This is a genomic window from Pseudomonas sp. LBUM1660 (assembly GCF_059695935.1).
Genome location: NZ_CP166795.1, coordinates 6,167,104 through 6,190,027, shown reverse-complemented (window position 1 = coordinate 6,190,027; position 22,924 = coordinate 6,167,104). Strand labels below are relative to the sequence as shown.

The 22,924-nt window shown below is 59.9% G+C and carries 23 protein-coding genes and 1 pseudogene; 9 read left to right on the top strand and 15 right to left on the bottom strand.

Annotated elements, in window-relative coordinates; all coding sequences use genetic code 11:
* Positions 1-43 precede the first annotated feature (43 nt).
* Positions 44-901 (top strand): SDR family oxidoreductase, encoded by an 858-nt coding sequence (locus ACA068_RS28805; RefSeq protein ID WP_497306420.1) that lies wholly within the window; start codon positions 44-46, stop codon positions 899-901.
* 143 nt (positions 902-1,044) lie between these two features.
* Here the strand turns inward: ACA068_RS28805 and ACA068_RS28800 are convergent, their stop codons facing one another.
* From ACA068_RS28800 to ACA068_RS28775, 6 genes are all read right to left on the bottom strand, one after another.
* On the bottom strand, positions 1,045-1,785 hold the full coding sequence (locus ACA068_RS28800; protein ID WP_497306418.1) for a hypothetical protein: 741 nt from the start codon (positions 1,783-1,785) through the stop codon (positions 1,045-1,047).
* 58 nt (positions 1,786-1,843) lie between these two features.
* Complete coding sequence (locus ACA068_RS28795) at positions 1,844-2,224, bottom strand: RidA family protein (RefSeq protein WP_003229509.1); 381 nt, start codon at positions 2,222-2,224, stop codon at positions 1,844-1,846.
* Between the two features lie 24 nt (positions 2,225-2,248).
* Positions 2,249-4,354 (bottom strand): bifunctional GTP diphosphokinase/guanosine-3',5'-bis pyrophosphate 3'-pyrophosphohydrolase, encoded by a 2,106-nt coding sequence (spoT, locus tag ACA068_RS28790; protein ID WP_403099825.1) that lies wholly within the window; start codon positions 4,352-4,354, stop codon positions 2,249-2,251.
* A 57-nt stretch (positions 4,355-4,411) separates the two neighbouring features.
* The gene (rpoZ, locus tag ACA068_RS28785; RefSeq protein ID WP_007894670.1) at positions 4,412-4,675 is read right to left on the bottom strand and encodes a DNA-directed RNA polymerase subunit omega; all 264 of its coding nucleotides are present in this window, start codon (positions 4,673-4,675) and stop codon (positions 4,412-4,414) included.
* A 167-nt stretch (positions 4,676-4,842) separates the two neighbouring features.
* Positions 4,843-5,463 carry a guanylate kinase gene (gmk, locus tag ACA068_RS28780; RefSeq protein ID WP_497306416.1) on the bottom strand — a complete coding sequence of 207 codons (621 nt, stop codon included), beginning with the start codon at positions 5,461-5,463 and terminating at the stop codon, positions 4,843-4,845.
* Between the two features lie 12 nt (positions 5,464-5,475).
* Positions 5,476-6,339 carry a YicC/YloC family endoribonuclease gene (locus tag ACA068_RS28775; RefSeq protein WP_497306414.1) on the bottom strand — a complete coding sequence of 288 codons (864 nt, stop codon included), beginning with the start codon at positions 6,337-6,339 and terminating at the stop codon, positions 5,476-5,478.
* A 280-nt stretch (positions 6,340-6,619) separates the two neighbouring features.
* Here ACA068_RS28775 and rph point away from each other — a divergent pair, with 280 nt between their 5' ends.
* Positions 6,620-7,342, top strand: a complete 723-nt coding sequence (gene rph / locus ACA068_RS28770) for a ribonuclease PH (RefSeq protein ID WP_010465211.1) — start codon at positions 6,620-6,622, stop codon at positions 7,340-7,342.
* A gap of 27 nt (positions 7,343-7,369) precedes the next feature.
* On the top strand, positions 7,370-7,738 hold the full coding sequence (locus ACA068_RS28765; RefSeq protein ID WP_094469980.1) for a DUF4870 domain-containing protein: 369 nt from the start codon (positions 7,370-7,372) through the stop codon (positions 7,736-7,738).
* Between the two features lie 167 nt (positions 7,739-7,905).
* Here the strand turns inward: ACA068_RS28765 and crc are convergent, their stop codons facing one another.
* Positions 7,906-8,685, bottom strand: coding sequence for a catabolite repression control protein Crc (crc, locus tag ACA068_RS28760; protein ID WP_007934608.1), 780 nt, complete (start codon positions 8,683-8,685; stop codon positions 7,906-7,908).
* A gap of 82 nt (positions 8,686-8,767) precedes the next feature.
* On the opposite strand from crc, the gene pyrE reads away from it, so the two are divergent.
* Positions 8,768-9,412: an orotate phosphoribosyltransferase gene (gene pyrE, locus ACA068_RS28755; RefSeq protein ID WP_497306412.1), complete on the top strand. Its 645-nt coding sequence runs from the start codon at positions 8,768-8,770 to the stop codon at positions 9,410-9,412.
* Positions 9,413-9,468: 56 nt separating this feature from the next.
* On the opposite strand, the gene ACA068_RS28750 is transcribed toward pyrE, so the two are convergent.
* From ACA068_RS28750 to coaBC, 5 genes and pseudogenes are all read right to left on the bottom strand, one after another.
* Complete coding sequence (locus ACA068_RS28750) at positions 9,469-9,672, bottom strand: zinc ribbon-containing protein (protein ID WP_219094640.1); 204 nt, start codon at positions 9,670-9,672, stop codon at positions 9,469-9,471.
* A 190-nt stretch (positions 9,673-9,862) separates the two neighbouring features.
* Positions 9,863-10,768, bottom strand: a complete 906-nt coding sequence (gene argB / locus ACA068_RS28745; protein ID WP_008007602.1) for an acetylglutamate kinase — start codon at positions 10,766-10,768, stop codon at positions 9,863-9,865.
* Between the two features lie 25 nt (positions 10,769-10,793).
* Positions 10,794-12,167 (bottom strand): annotated as a pseudogene (locus ACA068_RS28740) (phosphomannomutase/phosphoglucomutase); the annotation flags it as partial.
* 352 nt (positions 12,168-12,519) lie between these two features.
* Positions 12,520-12,975 carry a dUTP diphosphatase gene (gene dut, locus ACA068_RS28735; protein WP_497306410.1) on the bottom strand — a complete coding sequence of 152 codons (456 nt, stop codon included), beginning with the start codon at positions 12,973-12,975 and terminating at the stop codon, positions 12,520-12,522.
* A 5-nt stretch (positions 12,976-12,980) separates the two neighbouring features.
* Entirely contained in the window at positions 12,981-14,189 is a 1,209-nt protein-coding gene (gene coaBC / locus ACA068_RS28730; protein WP_497310679.1) for a bifunctional phosphopantothenoylcysteine decarboxylase/phosphopantothenate--cysteine ligase CoaBC, read from the bottom strand.
* Between the two features lie 136 nt (positions 14,190-14,325).
* Between coaBC and radC the strand changes: the two genes are divergently transcribed.
* Positions 14,326-15,000, top strand: coding sequence for a RadC family protein (radC, locus tag ACA068_RS28725; protein ID WP_497306408.1), 675 nt, complete (start codon positions 14,326-14,328; stop codon positions 14,998-15,000).
* Between the two features lie 123 nt (positions 15,001-15,123).
* Here radC and ACA068_RS28720 read toward each other — a convergent pair whose 3' ends face one another.
* On the bottom strand, positions 15,124-16,710 hold the full coding sequence (locus ACA068_RS28720) for an ABC transporter substrate-binding protein (RefSeq protein ID WP_497306406.1): 1,587 nt from the start codon (positions 16,708-16,710) through the stop codon (positions 15,124-15,126).
* Positions 16,711-17,155: 445 nt separating this feature from the next.
* Between ACA068_RS28720 and rpmB the strand changes: the two genes are divergently transcribed.
* On the top strand, positions 17,156-17,389 hold the full coding sequence (rpmB, locus tag ACA068_RS28715; protein ID WP_007894701.1) for a 50S ribosomal protein L28: 234 nt from the start codon (positions 17,156-17,158) through the stop codon (positions 17,387-17,389).
* A gap of 11 nt (positions 17,390-17,400) precedes the next feature.
* Positions 17,401-17,556 carry a 50S ribosomal protein L33 gene (gene rpmG / locus ACA068_RS28710; protein ID WP_007894709.1) on the top strand — a complete coding sequence of 52 codons (156 nt, stop codon included), beginning with the start codon at positions 17,401-17,403 and terminating at the stop codon, positions 17,554-17,556.
* 132 nt (positions 17,557-17,688) lie between these two features.
* Here rpmG and ACA068_RS28705 read toward each other — a convergent pair whose 3' ends face one another.
* The gene (locus ACA068_RS28705; RefSeq protein ID WP_109626712.1) at positions 17,689-18,051 is read right to left on the bottom strand and encodes a cupin domain-containing protein; all 363 of its coding nucleotides are present in this window, start codon (positions 18,049-18,051) and stop codon (positions 17,689-17,691) included.
* A gap of 238 nt (positions 18,052-18,289) precedes the next feature.
* On the opposite strand from ACA068_RS28705, the gene ACA068_RS28700 reads away from it, so the two are divergent.
* Positions 18,290-19,783 carry an aldehyde dehydrogenase gene (locus tag ACA068_RS28700; protein WP_497306404.1) on the top strand — a complete coding sequence of 498 codons (1,494 nt, stop codon included), beginning with the start codon at positions 18,290-18,292 and terminating at the stop codon, positions 19,781-19,783.
* Between the two features lie 253 nt (positions 19,784-20,036).
* A complete protein-coding gene (locus tag ACA068_RS28695; RefSeq protein ID WP_497306402.1) occupies positions 20,037-21,182 on the top strand; it encodes an MFS transporter in 1,146 nt (381 codons plus the stop codon).
* Positions 21,183-21,349: 167 nt separating this feature from the next.
* On the opposite strand, the gene ACA068_RS28690 is transcribed toward ACA068_RS28695, so the two are convergent.
* Positions 21,350-22,918, bottom strand: a complete 1,569-nt coding sequence (locus ACA068_RS28690; protein WP_497306400.1) for a phospholipase D family protein — start codon at positions 22,916-22,918, stop codon at positions 21,350-21,352.
* Between the last annotated feature and the right edge of the window lie 6 nt (positions 22,919-22,924).

Below are 22,924 nucleotides of genomic sequence, written 5' to 3'. Positions count from 1 at the left end.
CTTTGCCGGCGCTAGTCTGTGCCTTTCTGATGGGAGTTTTCTGATGTCTGCGCCTTCTGTTTTGATTGCCGGCTGTGGTGATGTCGGCAGTCGTCTGGCCACGCAATTGTTGGCTTGCGGGTGGGAAGTTCATGGCCTGAGGCGTGACGTTTCACGCCTGCCCGATGGGGTCATTGGCGTCGCTGGCGACTTGTTCAATGAAGACTGCCCGGAGACCTGGCCGGTTGGCGCAGTGGATTACGTGGTGTATTGCGCAGCGGCCACCGATCACGATGAAGCCGGTTATCGCGCGGCTTATGTGCAGGGCTTGCAGCATGTGCTGGAGTGGCTGAACGACTATGGGCAGGTGCCGAATCGCCTGCTGTTTGTTTCCAGCAGCAGTGTGTATGGGCAGCAGGGTGGCGAGTGGGTCGACGAGACTTCGCCGACCATTGCCGAAGGTTATTCGGGCCGATTGATGCTGGAGGCTGAGCAAGTGGCGCTGCAGAGCGGCATCCCGGCGAGCATCGTGCGCTTGACCGGCATTTACGGCCCCGGCCGCGAATGGCTGCTGACTCAGGTGCGTCGCGGCTATCGCGTGGCCGTTGACCCACCGCTTTATGGCAACCGCATTCACGCCGACGACGCAGCGGGCTTGATGGCGTTTTTGCTTGAGGCGGATCGGCGCGGGGTGGCGCTGGATGACGTCTATATCGGCGTGGATGACGCGCCGGCGCCGCTGGCCGAAGTGGTCGGCTGGTTGCGTGAATACCTGGGCGTTACGGAATGGGCGGAGGACGCAAGCGTGCGGCGCACCGGCAGCAAGCAGTGCAGCAATGCCCGGGCGAAGGCGTTGGGCTGGGCGCCCAAGTACCCGACCTATCGCGAAGGCTACGCCGCCATTCTCGAAGGCCGCTGCTGATTTCCATACGCCCAAAAAAATTGTAGGAGCGAGGCTTGCCCGCGAAGGCGTCATAACTTCCAACATTTATGTTGGCTGTTACATCGCCTTCGCGGGCAAGCCTCGCTCCTACAATTGGATTTTTGTTGGCCTTCAGGGCCGGGTTACTGCTTTTCCAGTAACCACTTGCGATCACCCGGCGTGAACTGAGGCATTTCATCCGCCTGAGCCGTGTTCACCGCCTGCAGAATCTCAAGCTCCTTGCCCTTGCGCGCAAAGATCCAGGTATTGCCCTGGCCGTTGACTTGCAGCCACATGTTGTCATTGCCGCCGCTCATCGACGCGCAATCGCCCGCCAGGCACAGGGCATATCGATCGGCACCCGGCAGGCCGGCAACCTGGCCGTCGGCCTGGAATTGCACGGAATTGCCTTCGCCCGGGCCGTTGACGATTTTCCAGCTTCCACCCATATAGGCGGTGTACAGCGCGCGTTCGAAGCTCGCGCCAATCGGTGCGCCATCCGGGACCGGAATCAACGCGCGGTCAAAGACCTGCTCCGGCTCGTTTTCGCTGGCGGCCTGGCTCAGTTGCTTGCCGTCACGCTTCAGCTCGCTGGCGGAGCTGCCATAAAAGTCGACTTTCCAGGCGCCGGACTCTTCGCCCAGCAGCTTGCCTTCGACATTTTCAAAACCATTGGTGTAGCGAGCCTGGGCGGCCTTGGTGTTGACGTCCCATTCCAGGTTCGGGCCATAAGCCTGGAGCGCTTCACGCAGGGGGCCGCCTTTGGACGCAGCGTCGATCGCCACCTGATTGATCCAGGTGCCGCTGATGTCGCGGTCGGCAGGGTTGCTGGCACAACCGCCCAAGAGTAGGGCGACCAGCGAGAGAGCTAGCGCATGGCGCATGGTGGAATCCTTTCAGAAACGAAGTCGACGCAACCTTGAAAAGGCTGCGCCGGATGTATTACTCGATGACCAGAATGGCATCCATCTCAACCTGCGAACCCTTTGGCAGGGCAGCTACGCCGATGGCGGCGCGGGCAGGGTAGGGCTGATCGAAGTACTTGCCCATGATCTCGTTGACCTTGGCGAAGTGGCTCAGGTCGGTGAGGAAGATGTTCAGTTTGACGATGTCCTTGAACGAACCGCCAGCGGCTTCGGCCACGGCTTTGAGGTTCTCGAACACCTGGACAGTCTGGGCTTCGAAGCCTTCAACCAGTTCCATGGTTTTTGGGTCCAGAGGAATCTGGCCCGACATGTAGACGGTGTTGCCAGCCTTGATCGCCTGGGAGTAAGTACCGATGGCAGCCGGGGCCTTGTCGCTGGTGATAACAGTCTTGGTCATGAATGACTCCTTGTAATAGTGGGCTTAAGCGCGCATGCGGGTGATGCGAATCACCCCGGTCAACGCGCGCAGTTTCTTGATCACGCGGGCCAGGTGCACACGGTCGTGCACGCTGACCACCAGTTGGACCACGCTGATGCGACCATCGCGTTCGTCCATGCTGATTTTCTCGATATTGCCGTCGGCCGCGTTGACGCTGCTGGCCAGTAGGGCGATCAGGCCGCGCTGGTGTTCCAGTTCGACGCGCAGCTCGACGTTGAATTCGCCGGTGACATCCTTGGCCCACGAGAGCTGGATGCATTTTTCCGGGTTGTGACGGATTTCGCTGATGTTGCGGCAGTTGTCCAGGTGCACGACCATGCCTTTGCCGGCGGACAAGTGACCGACAATCGGGTCGCCCGGGATCGGTGTGCAGCACTTGGCGTAGCTGAGGACCAGACCTTCGGTGCCGCGAATCGCCAGCGGGCCTTCCGGGCTTGGCAGCTGTTCGCCTTCGCCGAGCAGGCGGCGGGCGACCACGTAGGCCATGCGATTGCCCAGGCCGATGTCTTCCAGCAAGTCTTCGATCAGTTCGAGACGGTATTCGGCGAGCATCGCCTTGACGCGATCAGCTGCTACTTTTTCCAGCGAGCTGTCGAAACCGTTGAGCACTTTGTTCAGCAGGCGCTCGCCGAGGCTGATGGACTCGGAGCGGCGTTGCAGTTTCAGCGCATGGCGGATGTGGGTCCGCGCCTTGCCGGTGACCACGAAGTTGAGCCACGCCGGGTTTGGCCGCGCGCCGGGAGCACTGACGATCTCGACCGTGGAGCCGCTTTGCAGCGGTTCGGACAGCGGTGCGAGGCGGCGATTGATCCGGCAGGCAATGCAGCTGTTGCCCACGTCGGTGTGCACCGCGTAAGCGAAGTCGACCGCCGTGGAGCCTTTGGGCAGCTCCATGATCCGGCCTTTGGGCGTGAACACGTAGACCTCGTCCGGGAACAGGTCGATTTTCACGCTCTCGATGAATTCCAGCGAGTTGCCGGCGCGTTGCTGCATTTCCAGCACGCCTTTGACCCACTGGCGAGCACGGGCGTGAGTGCCTTTTGGCTGCTCGTCGCCGCTGGATTTGTACAGCCAATGGGCGGCGATGCCATTGTTGGCCATCTCTTCCATTTCACGGGTGCGGATCTGGATCTCGATCGGAACGCCGTGCATGCCGAACAGCGTGGTGTGCAGCGACTGATAGCCGTTGGCCTTGGGAATCGCGATGTAATCCTTGAAGCGCCCCGGCAACGGTTTGTACAAATTATGCACAGCACCCAGCACGCGGTAGCAGGTATCGACCTTGTCGACGATGATCCGGAACGCGTAGACGTCCATGATCTCGTTGAAGGCCCGACGCTTGCCACGCATTTTCTTGTAGATGCCGTAGAGGTGTTTCTGACGACCGCTGACCTCGCCCTGGATGCCATCGATGGCCAGGCAGTGGCTGAGGGACTCTTCGATCTTGTTGACGATTTCCTTGCGGTTGCCCCGGGCGCGTTTGACCGCCTGGTTGATTCGCGCGGAACGCATCGGGTGCATCGCCTTGAAGCCGAGGTCTTCGAATTCTATGCGGATGGCGTGCATGCCCAGCCGGTTGGCGATGGGTGCATAGATTTCCAGGGTTTCCTTGGCGATCCGTCGGCGTTTTTCACCAGACAGGACTTCCAGTGTGCGCATGTTGTGCAGGCGGTCGGCGAGCTTGACCAGGATCACGCGAATGTCGCGTGCCATGGCCATGGCCATTTTCTGGAAGTTTTCGGCCTGGGCTTCGGCCTTGGTCTCGAAGTTCATCTGGGTCAGTTTGCTGACCCCGTCGACCAGTTCGGCCACGGTTTCGCCGAACTGCGCTTGCAGCGCTTCCTTGGCAATACCGGTGTCTTCGATCACGTCATGCAGCATCGCCGCCATCAGGCTCTGATGGTCCATGTGCATGTCGGCAAGAATATTCGCCACCGCAAGAGGATGCGTGACATACGCCTCACCGCTGCGGCGGCGTTGGCCGTCGTGGGCTTGTTCGGCGTAGAAGTACGCTCGGCGGACCAGGTTGACCTGGTCCTTGCCGAGGTAGGTCGATAAGCGATCGGCGAGGGCGTCTATGCTCGGCATGATAACTCCTGCCGTTCGCTGTGACCCCGCGCCGTGCTACGTCGACCAGGCATAGGCTTAGACGGCCTCGTTGGACTCGTCCTCGAACGCTGCGAACAGCGGTTCGTCTTCGACGATTTCAGCATTGGCGATGAACTCGTAGCTCATCAGGCCTTCGGCGATTTCACGCAAGGCTACAACGGTAGGCTTGTCGTTTTCCCACTGTACCAGTGGCTCTTTGCCGCCGGTGGCCAGTTGACGGGCACGCTTGGTGGACAGCATGACCAGTTCAAAACGGTTTTCCACGTGGTTCAGGCAGTCTTCAACGGTTACGCGGGCCATGGTATTCCTCGGAGCGAATGCAATATGCGCGCTGCCCGGGTGGGCGAGCGGACTGAACAGTTTAAAAAATCACCAGCGATTAGGGAAGCGCTGATTTTTTGACCAAGCCCTTCAACGCGCTGCAAGTGCCAATGTAAAGCCCTTGCAGCGGTTTTGGGAAGCGCTGTTTAGCACAGCAATTCAGCCAAAAGTTTTCCGTTACGCTGCTGCTGACGCTTCTGATGCAGCTGATTGGCACGGAAAATCGCCTGCAAATCCTTCAGCGCATGGGCGAAATCGTCATTGATGATCAGGTAGTCGTAGTCGACGTAGTGGCTCATTTCGCTGACGGCTTCGCGCATCCGGCCTTCAATGACCTCGTCACTGTCCTGGCCGCGATTGTTCAGGCGCTGATGCAAGGCTTGCAGCGACGGCGGCAGAATGAAGATCGAGCGGGCCTGGGGCATCAACTTGCGCACTTGCTCGGCACCCTGCCAGTCGATTTCCAGAATCAGGTCGTGGCCTTCATCCAGGGTCTGCTGCAGGTGGCTTTGCGAAGTGCCGTAAAGGTTGCCGAACACTTCGGCGCGCTCAAGGAAATCCCCGTGCTCGATCATCTTCACGAACTCGCCGCGTTCGACGAAGTGATAGTTCAAGCCGTTCACTTCACCGGGGCGCATGGCGCGGGTGGTGTGGGAGACCGAGACGCGGATCTCCTGATCCGCGTCGGTCAGGGCCTTGACCAGGCTGCTCTTGCCCGCGCCCGAAGGGGCGGAAATGATGTACAGGGTGCCGGTGCTGTGGGTCATGTCGGGTTTGCCTTACTCAATATTCTGCACTTGTTCGCGCATCTGCTCGATCAACACTTTGAGGTTGACCGCCGCCTGGGTGCTGCGCGGATCGAAGGCTTTGGAGCCCAGTGTATTGGCTTCGCGGTTGAGTTCCTGCATCAGGAAGTCCAGGCGCCGACCGGCAGCGCCGCCGGACTTGAGCACCCGGCGAACTTCAATGATGTGAGTGCTCAGGCGATCCAGTTCTTCGGCGACGTCGCTCTTTTGCGCGAGCATGACCATTTCCTGTTCCAGGCGCTGTGGGTCCATCTCGGCTTTCATGTCGGCAAAGCGGTCGAGGACTTTCTGGCGCTGGGTGGCGAGCATCTGCGGTACCAATTCACGCAGTGTCACGACGTCTTCTTCAATGGAGGTCAGGCGATCGTTGATCAACCGGGCCAGCTCCGCCCCTTCACGCTCGCGGCCGGCCTTGAGTTCTTTCAAACCTTCGTTGAACAGCGTCAGTGCTTCGGCATTCAAGGCTTGCGGGTCAGTGGCGTCGCCCACCAGCACGCCGTGCCAGGCAAGCACTTCCAGCGGGTTGAGTGCGGCCGGATTTTTGATCAGGCTGGCGATGGTTTCGGCGGCAGCGACCAATTGCGCAGCGCGTTCGCGATCCACTTGCAGGGGTTTGTCAGTGTTTTCTTCGGTGAAGCGCAGGGTGCATTCGAGCTTGCCCCGGGATATCCCCTGGCGCAGCGCTTCGCGGACCGCACCTTCGAGGTCGCGAAACGACTCCGGCAGGCGCAGGTGGGGTTCCAGGTAGCGGCTGTTGACCGAGCGCAATTCCCAGCTCAGGGTGCCTTGGGCGCCAGCTTTTTCAACGCGGGCGAAGGCGGTCATGCTGTGCACCATGGAGGTACCTCGCAATTCAGGTTTGCGTTACCAAAGGTTTCGCGAGACCCGATATCTGTGAATTAAAGCCGACAGGCAGCAAAGGCGCAGGATTGTAGCGCAGTGGGGCGGATGCGCCCAAACACACGGTGTGACAAAGGGCTGCAGGCCGTCGGTAAAGCGCTGTTCTACGCTCTAGTCAGCGCCTTCAATCGTCGGACGGATTTTTTAGAAGTGCCCACTCCTGGCGCGCGGCTCTATAATGCTCGGCAGTTTTCCGTCCTCCGTACAGGTATTCCCTATGAAACGTCCAAGTGGTCGCGCTGCCGATCAGCTCCGCTCGATCCGCATTACCCGCAACTACACCAAACACGCCGAGGGATCTGTACTGGTCGAGTTCGGTGATACCAAAGTCATCTGCACCGTCAGCGTCGAGAACGGCGTGCCGCGTTTCCTTAAGGGGCAGGGCCAAGGCTGGTTGACCGCCGAATACGGCATGCTGCCGCGCGCCACCGGCGAGCGTAACCAGCGTGAAGCGAGCCGTGGCAAGCAAGGCGGCCGCACCCTGGAAATCCAGCGTCTGATCGGTCGTTCCCTGCGTGCTTCGCTGGACATGTCCAAGCTGGGCGACGTCACCCTGTACGTCGACTGCGACGTGATCCAGGCTGACGGTGGCACCCGCACCGCGTCCATCACCGGCGCCATGGTTGCGCTGGTCGATGCCTTGAAAGTGATCAAGAAGCGCGGCGGCCTGAAAGGCGGCGACCCGCTCAAGCAAATGATCGCTGCCGTTTCGGTGGGCATGTACCAGGGCGAGCCTGTGCTCGACCTCGATTACCTGGAAGACTCGGCTGCCGAGACTGACCTGAACGTGGTGATGACCAGCACCGGCGGCTTCATCGAAGTCCAGGGCACTGCCGAAGGCGCGCCGTTCCAGCCGGAGGAGCTGAACGCTATGCTTGAACTGGCGAAGAAAGGCATGACCGAGATCTTCGAACTGCAAAAGGCCGCACTGGCCGACTGATCGAATGTTCCACGCAAGGAGGACACCATGAGTGACGAGCAGCAACTACTTCCCATCCCGAGCAAAGAAGTTCGGCAGTGGGCCATGTTTTGTCACTTGTCCGCCTTGCTGGGGATCTGGATTCCGTTCGGTACGTTGATCGGCCCGCTGATTCTCTGGCAGATGAAGCGCGAGATGGACCCGTTTGTCGATGCCCAGGGCAAGGAGGCGCTGAACTTTCAGATCACCGTCGCCATTGCCTCTGCCATCTGCTTCTTGCTGATGGTGGTGATCGTCGGGTTCTTTCTGTTGGGTCTGGTGGCGATTGGTGCGTTAGTGCTGACGATCATCGGTGGCGTGAAAGCCAACGAAGGGGTGCCGTATCGGTATCCGTTCACCTGGCGGTTGATCAAGTAGTCACCGCTGTCCTGTAGGAGCGAGGCTTGCCCGCGAATTGAGGCGCATCGGTCTGTCAGGAAAAACGCGTTTTCGTTCTTCGCGGGCAAGCCTCGCTCCTACAGGAATGAGGTGCACACAAAAAAGCCGACAGCGATGTCGGCTTTTTTGCATCTGCGAAACGACGCTTATATGGTCAGCGTCCAGTCGTAGTCCACGATCAGTGGTGCGTGTTGCGAGAACCGTGGCTGGCGTGGCAGGCGTGCGCTGCGAACAAAGCGGCGCAGGCCAGGGGTCAGCAACTGGTAGTCGAAACGCCAACCGAGGTTGAGCATTTCCGCCTGTTCGTTGTCCGGCCACCAGCTGTACTGGTCGCCTTCACGGCTGACTTCACGCAGGGCATCAACATAGCCCATGTTGCCGACAATCTCGTCCATCCAGGCACGTTCAGGTGCCAGGAAGCCCGGGGATTGCTGGCTGTCGCGCCAGTTCTTGATATCTAGCTTCTGTTGCGCCACGTACAGCGAGCCACAATAAATGTACTCGCGACGTTTGCGTCGCTGTTTATCCAGATAACGGGCGAAGTCGTCCATTAGCTTGAACTTCTGGTTCAAGTCTTCATCGCCGTTCTGCCCCGAAGGGAGCAGCAAGGTCGCGATGCTGACCTTGTCGAAATCGGCTTGCAGGTAGCGCCCGTAGCGGTCGGCCGTCTCGAAGCCGAGACCGCTGATGACTGCCTTCGGTTGCAACCGCGAATACAAAGCCACGCCACCCTGGGCGGGAACTTCGGCTTCGCAGGCATAAAGGAAGTAGCCATCCAGTTGGAAGGCTGGATCGTCCAGTTCAAAGGCGGAGGCGCGGGTGTCCTGCAGGCAGATGACGTCGGCATTCTGTGCTTGCAGCCAACTGAGCAAACCTCGCTCCACTGCAGCCTGAATACCATTGACGTTCACACTGATGATCCGCATAAATGGCCCCAAAAATCGCGTGCGTGTATGATACACGGCGTCAACCTAATTAGCTAAATCCGTGGTATTTGGGGTTTTTTTCATGCAAGCGTATCAGCGCGATTTCATTCGTTTTGCCATCGATCGCGGCGTTTTGCGCTTCGGCGAGTTCACCCTGAAGTCCGGACGCACCAGTCCTTACTTCTTTAATGCCGGCCTTTTCAACTCGGGTTCGGCCCTTGCGCAGCTGGGTCGTTTCTACGCGGCAGCCATCGTCGAGAGCGGCATTTCGTTCGATGTATTGTTTGGTCCGGCGTACAAAGGCATCCCTTTGGCGGCGACCACCGCAGTGGCCCTGGCCGAACATCACGAACGTGATCTGCCATGGTGCTTCAACCGCAAGGAAGCCAAGGCTCACGGCGAAGGCGGCAGTCTGGTTGGCGCGCCGTTGACCGGCGATGTGCTGATCATCGACGACGTGATCACCGCCGGCACCGCGATCCGCGAAGTGATGCAGATCATCGCTTCCCAGGACGGTGCCAAGGCCAAGGGCGTACTGATCGCCCTGAACCGTCAAGAGCGTGGCAACGGCGAGTTGTCGGCGATCCAGGAAGTGGAGCGTGATTTCGGCATTCCGGTGATCAGTATTGTGTCGCTGAACCAAGTGCTCGAATTCCTGGCTGACGATCCGCAGCTCAAGCAGCATTTGCCAGCCGTTGAAGCCTATAGGGCTAAGTTCGGCGTCTAAAGAAAAGGCCCTGTGAGAACAGGGCCTTTTTTTATCGGGAAAAGAAACGGCTGTGCTTATCTGTTTGGATACGGATCTTTCACCGCGTCGCCCTGGCCGGTCAGAACTTTCCAGCCATTAAGCAGGTGCACCGATTTCTGGCGCTGAGGGCACGGCGGAATCGAGGTTTTGGCCTGATTCGAATACCGATGTCCGCAGTCCACGCATTCAAAGGTGCCTGCTGAAACGTCGCTGCCATATGGAACGTAATCTTTTTGCATGAGGTCATTCTCCTGTGGATACAGGGAAGATCCTAGGCGGATTGTTTTCTACGCGATGTCGGACGTTTCGCTGAGTCAGGTCGGATATTTCCGGCGCGCATAAAAAAGATCGCAGACTTCGTCAGTTCTTACAGAATATTCGTACTTCCGTAGGTGCCGGCGAAGGCTGCGATCTTTTGCCGTGCTTGAATCAGTGACGCTTGCGATTGCTGATCAACGTACCCACACCGGTATCGGTGAAGATTTCCAGCAGAATCGCATTCGGCACCCGACCATCAATGATCAACGAGCTGCCGACGCCGCCCTGAACCGCTTCCAGCGCGCAACGGATCTTCGGCAGCATGCCGCCGTAGATGGTGCCGTCGGCGATCAGGTCGTCGACTTGCTGGGTGGTCAGGCCGGTGAGGACGGTGCCCGACTTGTCCATCAGGCCGGCGATGTTGGTCAGCAGCATCAGCTTTTCAGCTTTCAGCGCTTCGGCGACTTTGCCGGCCACCAGGTCAGCGTTGATGTTGTACGACTCGCCGTTGGCGCCGACGCCGATGGGCGCGATCACCGGGATGAAATCACCTTTGACCAGCAGGTTCAGCAGGTCGGTGTTGATCCCGACCACTTCGCCGACCTGGCCAATGTCGATGATTTCCGGTTGGGTCATCTCCGGCGTCTGGCGGGTCACGGTGAGCTTCTTCGCACGAATCAGCTCGGCGTCTTTCCCGGTCAGGCCGATGGCGCTGCCGCCATGACGGTTGATCAGGTTGACGATGTCCTTGTTCACCTGGCCGCCGAGGACCATTTCCACCACGTCCATGGTTTGCGCGTCAGTCACGCGCATGCCATCGATGAAGTGGCTCTCGATCGACAGACGCTTGAGCAAGTCGCCGATTTGCGGGCCGCCGCCGTGAACCACCACCGGGTTGATGCCGACCGCTTTCATCAGCACGATGTCGCGTGCGAAGCCGGTTTTCAGCTCCTCGCTTTCCATCGCGTTGCCGCCGTATTTGATCACCAGCGTCTTGCCGACATAGCGGCGAATGTAAGGCAGCGCTTCGGACAGGACCTTGGCGGTGTTGGCGGCGGCTTCGCGTTCGAGGGTCATTCAGGGCTCCGGGTGCTTCAGAAGATCAAAACGGTAATTGGAGATCAGGTGCAACACGCTTCAACTGGACTTTGAAAACGTCCTTGATGCGTTGCAATTCAGCCTCGTCATCGGCCTCGAAGCGCAGCACCAGCACCGGCGTGGTGTTGGACGCGCGCACCAGGCCCCAGCCTTTGGCGTAGTCGACTCGCACGCCGTCGATGGTGGTCAGGTCGGCGCCTTCGCCCCACTTCGCGTCGTGCAATGCATCAATGATGCTGAATTTGCTCTCTTCGGTCACATGGATATTGATTTCCGGCGTAGAAATATCGTTTGGGAAGGTCGCAAACAGCTCTTCCGCGGTGGATTTTTCCTTGCTGAGGATCTCCAGCAGACGCGCAGCGCTGTAAATGCCGTCGTCAAAACCGAACCAGCGCTCCTTGAAGAAGATGTGCCCGCTCATTTCGCCGGCCAACAGCGCGCCGGTTTGTTTCATTTTCTTTTTGATCAACGAGTGACCGGTCTTCCACATTAGCGGACGGCCGCCGTATTCCTTGATCAGCGGTGTCAGGCGGCGGGTGCATTTCACGTCGAAGATGATCTCCGCGTCCGCGTTGCGCGCCAGTACATCGCGGGCGAACAGCATCAGCAGGCGGTCCGGGTAGACGATGCTGCCGGTGTTGGTGACTACGCCAACGCGGTCGCCGTCGCCGTCGAAAGCCAGGCCGAGGTCGGCGTTGGTTTCCTTGACCTTGGCGATCAGGTCCACCAGGTTTTCAGGCTTGCCCGGGTCCGGGTGGTGGTTCGGGAAGTTGCCGTCGACGTCGCAGAACAGCGGGATGACTTCGCAGTTCAACGCTTCGATCAATTGCGGGGCGATCACGCCGGCCGCGCCGTTGCCGCAGTCGACCACGACTTTCAGGCGACGAGCCAGTTTGATGTCCTGGACGATTTCGGTGTTGTAGCGGTCGAGGATCTCGACCTGGGTGACGCTGCCCTTGCCACTGCTCAGGTTGTTGGTCTTGAGGCGGTCGTGCAGGGCCTGGATCTGTTCGTTGGCCAAGGTATCGCCAGCGATGACGATCTTGAAGCCGTTGTAGTTCGATGGGTTGTGGCTGCCGGTGAGCATGACGCCGGATTTGCCTGCCAGTACGTTGGCGGCGTAGTACAGCGCCGGGGTTGGCACCAGGCCGACGTCGCTGACGTGGCAGCCGCTATCGGCCAGGCCCTTGATCAATTGTTCGACCAGTTCAGGGCCGGAGAGGCGGCCGTCGCGGCCAACGGAAACGTTCGGTTCGTCCTGGGCCAGGCTTTGGGCACCGATGGCGCGGCCGAGCCAGTAAGCGGTCTCAGCGTTCAGGAATTCCGGGACGGTGCCGCGAATGTCGTAGGCGCGGAAGATGCTGTCGGGGAACTTGGGTACGACTTGGGCTGGGGTGCTCATCTGTAGGAATGCTCCATCTCGAAAGTGACTGGACAGGCCTGCGAAGAACTCTTCGACCGGCTCAAACTGAAGGGTAAGACGGCGTTTTCTACAGAGAGTTCGTGGTGCGAAAAGGCCATGACACCGGTTTCACTGAGCATCTGGACGGCCAATGCCTTGATTTCCAGTGTTAAACCTTGCAGATGACGACTGTGCAATTTCTGCTTTGAAATCCACCTGTGGCGAGGGAGCTTGCTCCCGCTTGAGTGCGTAGCGCTCACAGAATCCTGGGGCCGCTTCGCAGCCCAGCGCGAGCAAGCTCGCTCGCCACAAGGAGGCATCTATCGGATCAGTGGCTGCCGGAATGCCCGAAACCACCCGCACCGCGTTCGGTTTCAACGAACTCTTCGACCATCTCGAAGTGCGCTTGAACCACCGGCACCAGCACCAGTTGAGCCAGGCGCTCACCGACCACTATGTTGAAGTCAGTCTGGCCGCGGTTCCAGCACGAAACCATCAGCGGACCCTGGTAATCCGAGTCAATCAAACCGACCAGATTGCCCAGCACGATACCGTGCTTATGCCCCAGGCCAGAGCGCGGCAGGATCAGTGCGGCCAAACCTGGATCGCCAATGTAAACGGACAGGCCGGTCGGGATCAGCAGGGTTTCGCCCGGCTTGATGACGGTGTCTTTTTCCAGCATGGCGCGCAGGTCGAGGCCGGCGGAGCCAGGCGTGGCGTACTGCGGCAACGGGAATTCGGTACCGATGCGGGGGTCGAGGATCTTGGCTTGCAAAGCGTGCATGTAAATTAAACCTGGTTCAGACGTTCGGCGATAAAAGTGATCAGCTGGCGAGCAATTTTGCTCTTGCTGGTCTGGGCGAAAAGTGTGGCGTGTAGCTCGCGATCGATCACGCTGCAGGCGTTTTCTTCGCTGTTGAAGCCAATGCTCGGGTTGGCGACGTCGTTGGCGACGATCAAATCGAGATTCTTGTCTTTCAGCTTGCGGGCAGCGTAGTCGAGCAGGTGTTCGGTTTCGGCGGCGAACCCGACACTGAACGGACGGTCGGGGCGAGTGGCGATGGTGGCCAGGATGTCTGGATTACGCACCATTTGTAGCAACAAGCCGTCGCCGTTCGTAGGGTCTTTCTTGAGTTTCTGTGGGGCGACGACTTCCGGGCGGTAGTCCGCGACCGCTGCCGAGGCGATAAACAGATCGCAAGGGATCGCGGCCTCGCAGGCCGCGAGCATGTCGCGAGCGCTGACCACGTCGATGCGGGTGACGCGATCCGGGGTCGGCAGGTGCACCGGGCCGGTGATCAGCGTGACGCGGGCGCCAGCTTCCACCGCGGCTTCGGCCAGGGCAAAGCCCATTTTCCCGGAGCTGTGGTTGGTGATGTAGCGCACCGGGTCGATGTTTTCCTGGGTCGGGCCGGCGGTGATCAGCACGTGTTTGCCGGTCAATGCGTGGCGCTTGAAGCAGTCCGCCGCGCATTGGGCGAGCTCGACGGCTTCGAGCATGCGGCCCAGGCCGACGTCACCGCAGGCCTGGCTGCCGGAGGCCGGGCCGAAGGCTTTGATGTCGCGGCTTTCGAGGATTTGCAGGTTGGCCTGGGTCGCCGGGTCGCGCCACATGGCCTGGTTCATCGCCGGCGCAACGGCGACCACGGCATCGGTGGCCAGCACCAGCGTGGTCAGCAGATCGTCAGCAATGCCTTGGGCCAGGCGGGCGATCAGGTCCGCCGTAGCGGGGGCGATCAGCACCATGTCGGCCCATTTGGCTAGCTCGATGTGGCCCATGGCAGCTTCGGCCGCCGGGTCCAGCAGGTCAAGATTAACCGGGTGGCCGGACAGGGCCTGCATGGTCAACGGCGTGATGAACTCGCTGCCGCCACGGGTCATGACCACGCGCACTTCGGCACCCTGGTCGATCAGGCGGCGAACCAGGTCGGCGCTCTTGTAGGCAGCAATACCGCCGCCGACGCCCAGAACGATGCGTTTCCGATACAGCCGCTGCATAGGTCTGCCTTTCATTTCGTTGATGACTGCGTGGCGATACCCCCTCCCCAGGAGTGAAATCGCCCGCAAAAAAGATGGGCTACGATATCACAGCGACCGCTATGGAACAGCGGCGCCCAAAGACCAAGGAGGTGGTATGAGTATTCGCGATTGGCCGGCGGCCGAGCGGCCGCGGGAGAGGTTACTTGAGTTGGGTTCGGCGAGTCTTTCAGACGCCGAGTTACTGGCCATCTTTCTACGAACCGGCGTATCCGGCAAAAGCGCGGTAGATCTGGCGCGACACCTGTTGAATCAGTTTGGCAGCTTGCGCACGTTGCTTGAGGCCGACCTTCGGACCTTCAGCGGCGAGCTCGGACTTGGGCCGGCAAAGTTTGCGCAGTTGCAGGCGGTGCTGGAAATGGCCCGCCGGCATCTGGCAGAACGGTTGCGGCGGGATTCTGTGATGGAGAGTCCTTTGGCGGTGCGTGACTACCTGAAGTCGATGCTGCGTCACGAGCCGCATGAGGTCTTCGGTTGCCTGTTTCTGGATTCCAAACACCGGGTGCTGGCGTTTGAAGTGCTGTTTCGCGGCTCCATCGACAACACCAGCGTGTACCCGCGACAGGTGGTCAAGCGTGCATTGGCCCACAACGCCGCCGCGTTGATCCTCTGCCATAACCATCCGTCGGGCAATCCGGACCCCAGTCAGGCCGATCGGCTGCTGACTAAGCGCTTGCAAGAGGCGCTCGAACTGGTTGATGTGCGGGTGCTCGACCATTTCATCATCGGTGACGGCGATCCGTTGTCGATGGCTGAGTATGGGTGGATGTAACAGGAAATACGCGGACTCTGTAGGAGCCGGCTTGCTGGCGATCCGGGCGACGCGGTGTGGCCGGTTAACCGCGGTGATGCCATCGCCAGCAAGCCGGCTCCTACAGGGTTTTGCGTGAGGCTGTTATTTGAGGATGACCTTGGAGTAGTCCTGACGACCAAACGGGCTGACCGAGTAACCCTCGACGTCTTTACGCGTCAGCGCAAAAGCAGTCGGATGCGCCAGCGGCAGCCACAGCGCCTGTTGCTGGATCTGCGCCTGGGCCTGTTCGTAGAGCTTGGTGCGCACCCCTTGTTCGCCGGTGGTCTTGCCAGCGCTGATCAGCTTGTCCAGGTCCTGGTTGCAATACCGGGCGAAGTTGGTGCCGGATTTGACCGCGGCGCAGGAAAACTGAGGCGTGAGGAAGTTGTCCGGGTCGCCGTTGTCACCCGCCCAGCCCATGAACAGAAGGTCGTGCTCGCCGGCCTTGGCGCGGCGAATCAACTCGCCCCATTCGATCACGCGGATTTCGGCCTGGATGCCGATTTCCGCGAGGTCGGATTGCAGCATTTGCGCACTGAGACTCGGATTCGGGTTTAGCAGACTGCCGGAAGGTCGGGTCCAGATGGTGGTCTGGAAACCGTCCTTGAGCCCGGCCTTCGCCATGAGCGCCTTGGCCTTTTCGACATCATGCGGATAACCCGGCAGGCCTTTGGCGTAGCTCCAGGTGTTGGGCGGGTACGGGCCGTTGGCGGGCTCGGCGGTGTCTTCGAACACGGCTTTGACGTAGTTGGCCTTGTCGAACGCGAGGTTGATCGCCTGGCGCACTTCAGGTTTGTCCAGCGGTGGATGCTGGCTGTTGATGCCAACGAACGCGGTCATGAAGGCGTCAGTCTTTTCCACTTTCAGGGTCGGTTCTTTCAGCGCGGCCTGTACGTCCAGAGGCTTGGGCGACAGGGCGATCTGGCACTCGTTGCGACGCAGTTTCTGCAATCGCACGTTGGCATCCGGCGTGATAGCGAAGATCAGTGGGTCCACCGACGGCTTGCCACGGAAGTAGTCCTGGTTGGCCTTGTAGCGAATCGAGGCATCTTTCTGGAAACGCGTAAACACAAAAGGGCCGCTGCCGATCGGCTGGCTGTTGAGCTTCTCCGGCGTGCCGGCCTTCAGCAGTTTATCGGCGTATTCGGCGGAATAGATCGAGGCGAAGCCCATGCTCAGGGTCGCCAGGAAAGTCGAGTCCGGGTGATCAAGGGTGAAACGCACGGTCAGCGGGTCCAGTGCGTCGATCTTCTTGATCAGCGCCGGCAACTGCATCGATTGGGCGTGCGGGAAACCGCTCTGGGCAACTTTGTGCCAAGGGTTCGCCGGGTCGAGCATGCGCTCGAAACTGAATTTGACGTCTTCGGCAGTCAATTCGCGGGTCGGGCTGAAGTACTCGGTGCGGTGGAACTTCACCTGTGGGTGCAGTTTGAACACATAGGTCAGGCCGTCGGGCGTGACTTCCCAGCTGTCCGCGAGGCTGGCGACCACTTTGCCGCTGGCGGTATCGAAGTCCACCAGGCGGTTCATCAGCACATCGGCCGAGGCGTTGGTGGTGGTCAGCGAGTTGTATTGCACCACGTCGAACCCTTCCGGACTGGCCTCGGTGCAGACGCTCAGGGCGGCGGCATGGGCCAGCGGGCTCAGCAGGAGCGGGGCGAGCAACAGCGGTAGGGCAGCAAGGCGCATGGTCGGATTCCTTTACAGATCGAAGGCCCATCTGCAAGTGCAGTCTGGAAAAGGCTTACCCTAGTGGGCTCTTTTGCAAATGACTATCCCCTTTTTCATTTTCAGGGGACTATGTGCGCTTGTTTTCGGTGATGCGGGCCGAGGAAAACCCGGAATCGGTCGGTTGGCCGATTCTCTGCGACGAGCGGTCTTCATCGACCACAGCCTTTATCCAAGGCGCCCGGCGCCCGAAAAATGGGGAATTTATCAAGTCCGCGCACACGGAATGTTGTTGCTCTCCAGTCTTTCTGGTATAAAGCAGCGCTCTTTTCTAGGGGCCCGGTTCCTTCACTGTAGGTGTAGCCGGTAAGACCTCTAAAGAAACGCGGCGCCTGGCGCCAAATGACTGAGAGATTAAGCGGCCAACCCATGCCGGGTTGGGCATGTGGTTTTAGAGGGCTGAGGCATGTCGAGAGTATGTCAAGTTACCGGTAAGGGTCCGGTGACTGGGAATAACATTTCCCACGCAAACAACAAAACCCGTCGTCGTTTCCTGCCGAACCTGCAGCATCACCGCTTCTGGGTTGAAGAAGAGAAACGTTTCGTGCGTCTGCGCGTATCTGCCAAAGGCATGCGTATCATCGACAAGCGTGGCATCACTGTCGTGCTGGCCGAAATCCGCAAAGCCGGCAAGATCTAAGGGAGCTAATCATGCGTGAATTGATTCGTTTGATTTCGAGCGCCGGTACTGGTCACTTCTACACTACCGACAAGAACAAGCGTACTACCCCGGACAAAATCGAGATCAAGAAATTTGATCCGGTTGTTCGCAAGCACGTGATCTACAAAGAAGGCAAAATCAAGTAATTGATTTTTCTCTCTTACGAAAAAGGCCCGTATCGCGAGATACGGGCCTTTTTTGTTGCCTGCAGGTTATGGGTTGCCAGTTAGTGCCCTTCGCGGGCAAGTCGAAGAGACCGGCCCAGCTAATACAAATCCTCAGGCCTTCTGTTCAAACGCCACATAGATCTTGCGGCACGTTTCCAGCACTTCCCAAGTGCCGCGGAACCCTGCCGGGATCACGAAGCGATCGCCTGCGCGCAGGGTCTTGCCGTTACCTTCGTTGTCACGCAGCACTGAAACGCCCTGAATGATTTCGCAGTATTCATGCTCGGTGAAGTTCACATGCCACTGGCCAACCGCACCTTCCCAAACCCCCGCGTTCAACTGGCCGCAAGGGCTGTTGTAGTGGTTGTAGACCACTTGCTCGGGATCGCCCTTCAGGATTTTTGCCTGGTCCGGCTTATAGCGCTCGGGCTCGGTAGTGGCGAGGCTGAAGTCGACGACATCCTGGATATTCATTGTTGTAAGTCCCCGTGATTGCGGCGCGATGGCTGGAAAGACCCAAAGTCTATGTTTATTAAAATGAACATCGCAAGGCCGTTTGCCGGCCTTATGTCAAATATATTGAAACTTCACCTGCCGCTGGTTTAGGGTGGCGGTTGCCTTGGGCCGAAAAATCAGGCTGGCTGGGCAGAATTCCTGACAGCGTCCGCGAAGATCGCGGGGCGCTCGTATTCAATAAGAGGAGGACACTCGTATGACCACCCTGACTCGTGCCGATTGGGAGCAACGGGCTCGCGATCTGAAGATCGAAGGCCGCGCCTACATCAATGGCGAATACACCGATGCCGTCTCCAGCGAGACCTTCGAGTGCATCAGCCCGGTCGATGGCCGTCTGCTGGGCAAGATTGCCAGCTGTGACGCCGCCGACGCCCAGCGCGCCGTTGAAAACGCCCGCGCCACCTTCAATTCCGGCGTCTGGTCGCGCCTGGCGCCGACCAAACGCAAAGCCACCATGATCCGTTTCGCCAGCCTGCTGAAGCAGCACGCCGAAGAACTGGCGCTGCTTGAAACCCTGGACATGGGCAAGCCGATCAGCGATTCCCTGTACATCGACGTTCCCGGCGCGGCGCAAGCCCTGAGCTGGAGCGGTGAAGCCATCGACAAGATCTACGACGAAGTCGCCGCCACTCCGCACGATCAGCTGGGTCTGGTGACCCGCGAGCCGGTCGGCGTCGTCGGCGCCATCGTGCCGTGGAACTTCCCGTTGATGATGGCCTGCTGGAAACTCGGCCCGGCGCTGTCCACCGGTAACTCGGTGATCCTCAAGCCGTCGGAAAAATCCCCGCTGACCGCCATCCGCATCGCTGCGCTGGCCGTCGAAGCCGGCATTCCGAAAGGCGTGCTCAACGTTCTGCCAGGTTACGGTCATACCGTCGGCAAGGCTCTGGCCCTGCACAACGACGTCGACACCCTGGTGTTCACCGGTTCGACCAAGATCGCCAAGCAATTGCTGATCTACTCCGGCGAATCGAACATGAAGCGCGTCTGGCTCGAAGCCGGCGGCAAGAGCCCGAACATCGTGTTCGCCGATGCCCCCGACCTGCAAGCTGCAGCCGAAGCGGCGGCGGGCGCCATCGCCTTCAACCAGGGCGAAGTCTGCACCGCCGGTTCGCGTCTGCTGGTCGAGCGCTCGATCAAAGACACCTTCCTGCCGCTGGTGATCGAAGCGCTGAAAACCTGGAAGCCGGGCAACCCGCTGGACCCGGCGACCAACGTCGGCGCGCTGGTGGACACCCAGCAGATGAACACCGTGCTGTCCTACATCGAATCCGGCCACGCCGACGGCGCCAAACTGGTGGCTGGCGGCAAGCGCACGCTTCAGGAATCCGGCGGCACCTACGTTGAGCCGACGATTTTCGACGGCGTGACCAATGCGATGAAAATCGCTCAGGAAGAAATCTTTGGCCCAGTGTTGTCGGTGATCGCGTTCGACACCGCCGAAGAAGCCATTGCGATTGCCAACGACACGCCTTACGGCCTGGCCGCAGCGGTGTGGACCAAGGACATCTCCAAGGCCCACCTGACCGCCAAGGCTCTGCGCGCCGGTAGCGTGTGGGTCAACCAATACGACGGTGGCGACATGACCGCACCGTTCGGTGGCTTCAAGCAATCGGGCAACGGTCGCGACAAGTCGCTGCACGCGTTCGACAAATACACCGAGCTGAAGGCGACCTGGATCAAGTTGTAAGTCCTTAAAGGGAGCCTTCCAAATCAGGCTCCCGACAAAGACCCTTGTGGGAGCAAGTCTTTGTGGTGAGGGGATTTATCCCCGTTCGGCTGCGAAGCAGTCGCAGAACCAATGCATGCGGTGTATTACTCCGTAAATGCAGGTTTTGGGGTCGCTGCGCGACCCAACGGGGATAAATCCCCTCGCCACAATGGCTCGCTCCCACATTTTTTTGCGTCGTCTGTGAAAAATAAGATCCACAGGAGCGTGGAACATGCGTTGGGCGACTTATTTCGCCGTGTTGGCGTCTGTCTTGAGTGTCGGCCTGGCCCTGGGTGTCAGCATGCCGCTGGTGTCGTTTCGCCTGGAAGGCTGGGGCTATGGCTCGTTCGCCATCGGTGTAATGGCGGCGATGCCGGCCATTGGCGTGCTGCTGGGGGCGAAGATCTCCAGCCATCTGGCTTCGCGACTTGGCACAGCCAATCTGATGCGTCTGTGCCTGTGGGCTGGAGCGGTGTCCATTGGCTTGCTGGCGCTGCTGCCGAGCTACCCGGTCTGGCTGCTGTTGCGCTTGATGATCGGGGTGATCCTGACCCTGGTCTTCATTCTCGGCGAAAGCTGGATCAACCAACTGGTGGTTGAACAATGGCGCGGACGATTGGTGGCGCTGTACGGCAGCAGCTATGCGCTGAGTCAGCTGGCCGGGCCGTTGCTGCTGGGCGTTGTGGGTACCGAACACGATTACGGCTTCTGGGTCGGCGTCGGCTTGCTTATGGCGGCGCCATTATTGTTGTTGGGCCGCAGCGGCGCACCGACCAGCGAAGCCTGCAGCGTCACCTTCAGCGACCTGTGGGGCTTCTGCCGTGGCCTGCCGGCGATTGCCTGGGCGGTGTCGCTGTTCGCGGCGTTTGAAGCAATGATTCTGACCTTGCTGCCGGTGTATTGCCTGCGTCAGGGCTTCACCACGGAAATCGCCTTGGCGATGGTCAGCACCGTGGTGGTGGGTGATGCCTTGCTGCAACTGCCGATCGGCGCGCTGGCGGATCGCTTGTCGCGACGCACCTTGTTCACCGGTTGTGCGGTGGTGTTGCTGATCTCGAGCCTGGCGATCCCTTTGCTCATCGACACGTTGCTGATCTGGCCGTTGTGGGTGCTGTTTGGCGCCAGCGCCGGGGGCTTGTTCACCTTGTCGCTGATCTTGATCGGTGAACGTTATCGTGACGATGCGCTGGTCCGGGCAAACGCACATATTGCGCAGCTGTGGGGTATTGGATGCCTGATCGGACCCTTGGCCGCCGGTGCCGGCAGCCAGTGGGTCAGCGGGCATGCCTTGCCGTTGTTGATGGCGGCGGGAGCGTTCGGGTTGGTGATCTTACTGTCACGCCAAGGCGCGTTCGGTGGAGTTGCCGAACCGGCCTGAAACCCTGCACAAGCGTGTGGCGAGGGAGCTTGCTCCCGCTCGACTGCGCAGCAGTCGCCTATCGGAGCCCTCGTTCAGTCTGAATGAACGGGGGCTTCTGGTTTAGGGCCGCTTCGCGACCCAGCGGGAGCAAGCTCCCTCGCCACATTTGATTGATGGAAGCAACGCTACAACATCCGCTCCAGGCCGACCGCCGTGCTGAACCAGGAATTGAAGCGGCGCCACAGGCTCCCGGGTTCCTTGGTCAGCGTGTGCATTTTGCCGTTGTCCTCAGTCACCCAGACGATCCGGTCATTTTCCAGTTTCACCTGATAACTCACGGGCGGCGCCATACCTTCCATGGCCGCTTTGCGCACATGCGCGGCAAGTTCGGGGCTGTCCACCAGCACGCCGACTTCGGTGTTCCACAGCACCGAGCGTGGGTCGAAGTTGAACGAGCCGATGAAGGATTTCTGCTGGTCGAAGATCATCGCCTTGCTGTGCAGGCTGGAATCGGAACCCCGGAAAGACTTGCTATAGAAAATATGCGGCCCGCTGCCGCCGCCTTCGCCGGGCTGGCGGCGCAATTCGTAAAGTTTCACGCCATGTTCCAGCAGCGCCCTGCGATAAGGCGCGTACCCCCCGTGCACGGCCGGCACGTCTGTGGCTTCCAGCGAGTTGGTCAACAAACTCACCGACACCCCGGCGTCGGCCCGGCCGGTGAGATAGACCAGCCCCGGCTGCCCCGGTACGAAGTAAGCCGAGATCATGATCAGTTCTTTGCTGACGCCCGTAAGCTCCGGCGCCAATTGCGTGGTCAGCAGCAAATGCGGGTCGGGCTCGCCGTCCGACAAGACCTTGCTCGGTGCATCCCACAACGCCTGGTTCCAGGCCCAGATCAGCTCCCGGCGCCAGATGTCCATGCGTGGCTTTGTGGTGTACGTCATCAACTGCTGATACAGCGCATGATTCTGCTTGCGGGTCTCTTCCAGCGATTCTTCCAGGCGCGTGCGGGTATTGCGCAGATCCTTTTGCGTCGGTCTGCTCGACAGGAATTCGTCGATCGGCTTGCTCAGCGCGCTGTTCCAGTACTGGTCGAAGCTGTGACCAAGCTGCTCGGCCACCGGCCCGACGCCGAGCATGTCGATGTCGGTGAAATTCAGGTTGGGCTCGGCATCGAAGTATTCGTCTCCCAGGTTGCGGCCGCCGACGATGGCCGCGCTGTTGTCCGCCAGCCACAACTTGTTGTGCATGCGCCGGTGTTGCAGCGACAGGTTAAACAAGCGGCCCATGGTGCGCGTCACGCCCGTGGCACGGCCCAGGTGCAGCGGGTTGAACAGGCGAATCTGGATCTGCGGATGTGCGGCGAGGGTCGCGATGATCCAGTCCAGACCGTCGCTGGTGGTGTCATCGAGCAGGATCCTCACCCGCACGCCGCGGTCTGCTGCCTTGAGCAATTCGTCCACCAGCATCCGCGTACTGATGCCGTCATGCACGATGTAGTACTGCAAGTCGAGGCTGCTTTGGGCGTTGCGGATCAGCTCGGCACGGGCCATGAAGGCTTCGCCGCTGTTGGACAGCAAACGAAAGCCGGACTTGCCCTCATGGGGCGCGGCCTGGGCCTGGATGGAGCGGCCGAACGCCGAATCGCTGGCGGGTAAAGCCTGGCTCGGTTCACGTTGAACGTCGAAGCTGGCGCAGCCGCCCAGGAACGAGGCGAGTAGCAGAAGAGCGAGCAGGGGCTGTCTGACTCTCACGTGGGA

Bases quoted from the DNA above. Each gene is read 5' to 3' on its own strand.
- radC (WP_497306408.1), top strand. From the start codon at position 14,326: ATGAGTATTCGCGATTGGCCGGCGGCCGAGCGGCCGCGGGAGAGGTTA.
- rpoZ (WP_007894670.1), bottom strand. From the start codon at position 4,675: ATGGCCCGCGTAACCGTTGAAGACTGCCTGAACCACGTGGAAAACCGT.
- rpmG (WP_007894709.1), top strand. From the start codon at position 17,401: ATGCGTGAATTGATTCGTTTGATTTCGAGCGCCGGTACTGGTCACTTC.
- crc (WP_007934608.1), bottom strand. From the start codon at position 8,685: ATGCGGATCATCAGTGTGAACGTCAATGGTATTCAGGCTGCAGTGGAG.
- ACA068_RS28795 (WP_003229509.1), bottom strand. From the start codon at position 2,224: ATGACCAAGACTGTTATCACCAGCGACAAGGCCCCGGCTGCCATCGGT.
- ACA068_RS28775 (WP_497306414.1), bottom strand. From the start codon at position 6,339: ATGGTGCACAGCATGACCGCCTTCGCCCGCGTTGAAAAAGCTGGCGCC.
- ACA068_RS28805 (WP_497306420.1), top strand. From the start codon at position 44: ATGTCTGCGCCTTCTGTTTTGATTGCCGGCTGTGGTGATGTCGGCAGT.
- gmk (WP_497306416.1), bottom strand. From the start codon at position 5,463: ATGACCCACAGCACCGGCACCCTGTACATCATTTCCGCCCCTTCGGGC.
- ACA068_RS28765 (WP_094469980.1), top strand. From the start codon at position 7,370: ATGAGTGACGAGCAGCAACTACTTCCCATCCCGAGCAAAGAAGTTCGG.
- ACA068_RS28800 (WP_497306418.1), bottom strand. From the start codon at position 1,785: ATGCGCCATGCGCTAGCTCTCTCGCTGGTCGCCCTACTCTTGGGCGGT.
- rph (WP_010465211.1), top strand. From the start codon at position 6,620: ATGAAACGTCCAAGTGGTCGCGCTGCCGATCAGCTCCGCTCGATCCGC.
- pyrE (WP_497306412.1), top strand. From the start codon at position 8,768: ATGCAAGCGTATCAGCGCGATTTCATTCGTTTTGCCATCGATCGCGGC.
- dut (WP_497306410.1), bottom strand. From the start codon at position 12,975: ATGCACGCTTTGCAAGCCAAGATCCTCGACCCCCGCATCGGTACCGAA.
- ACA068_RS28700 (WP_497306404.1), top strand. From the start codon at position 18,290: ATGACCACCCTGACTCGTGCCGATTGGGAGCAACGGGCTCGCGATCTG.
- ACA068_RS28695 (WP_497306402.1), top strand. From the start codon at position 20,037: ATGCGTTGGGCGACTTATTTCGCCGTGTTGGCGTCTGTCTTGAGTGTC.
- ACA068_RS28720 (WP_497306406.1), bottom strand. From the start codon at position 16,710: ATGCGCCTTGCTGCCCTACCGCTGTTGCTCGCCCCGCTCCTGCTGAGC.
- rpmB (WP_007894701.1), top strand. From the start codon at position 17,156: ATGTCGAGAGTATGTCAAGTTACCGGTAAGGGTCCGGTGACTGGGAAT.
- argB (WP_008007602.1), bottom strand. From the start codon at position 10,768: ATGACCCTCGAACGCGAAGCCGCCGCCAACACCGCCAAGGTCCTGTCC.
- ACA068_RS28705 (WP_109626712.1), bottom strand. From the start codon at position 18,051: ATGAATATCCAGGATGTCGTCGACTTCAGCCTCGCCACTACCGAGCCC.
- spoT (WP_403099825.1), bottom strand. From the start codon at position 4,354: ATGCCGAGCATAGACGCCCTCGCCGATCGCTTATCGACCTACCTCGGC.
- coaBC (WP_497310679.1), bottom strand. From the start codon at position 14,189: ATGCAGCGGCTGTATCGGAAACGCATCGTTCTGGGCGTCGGCGGCGGT.
- ACA068_RS28750 (WP_219094640.1), bottom strand. From the start codon at position 9,672: ATGCAAAAAGATTACGTTCCATATGGCAGCGACGTTTCAGCAGGCACC.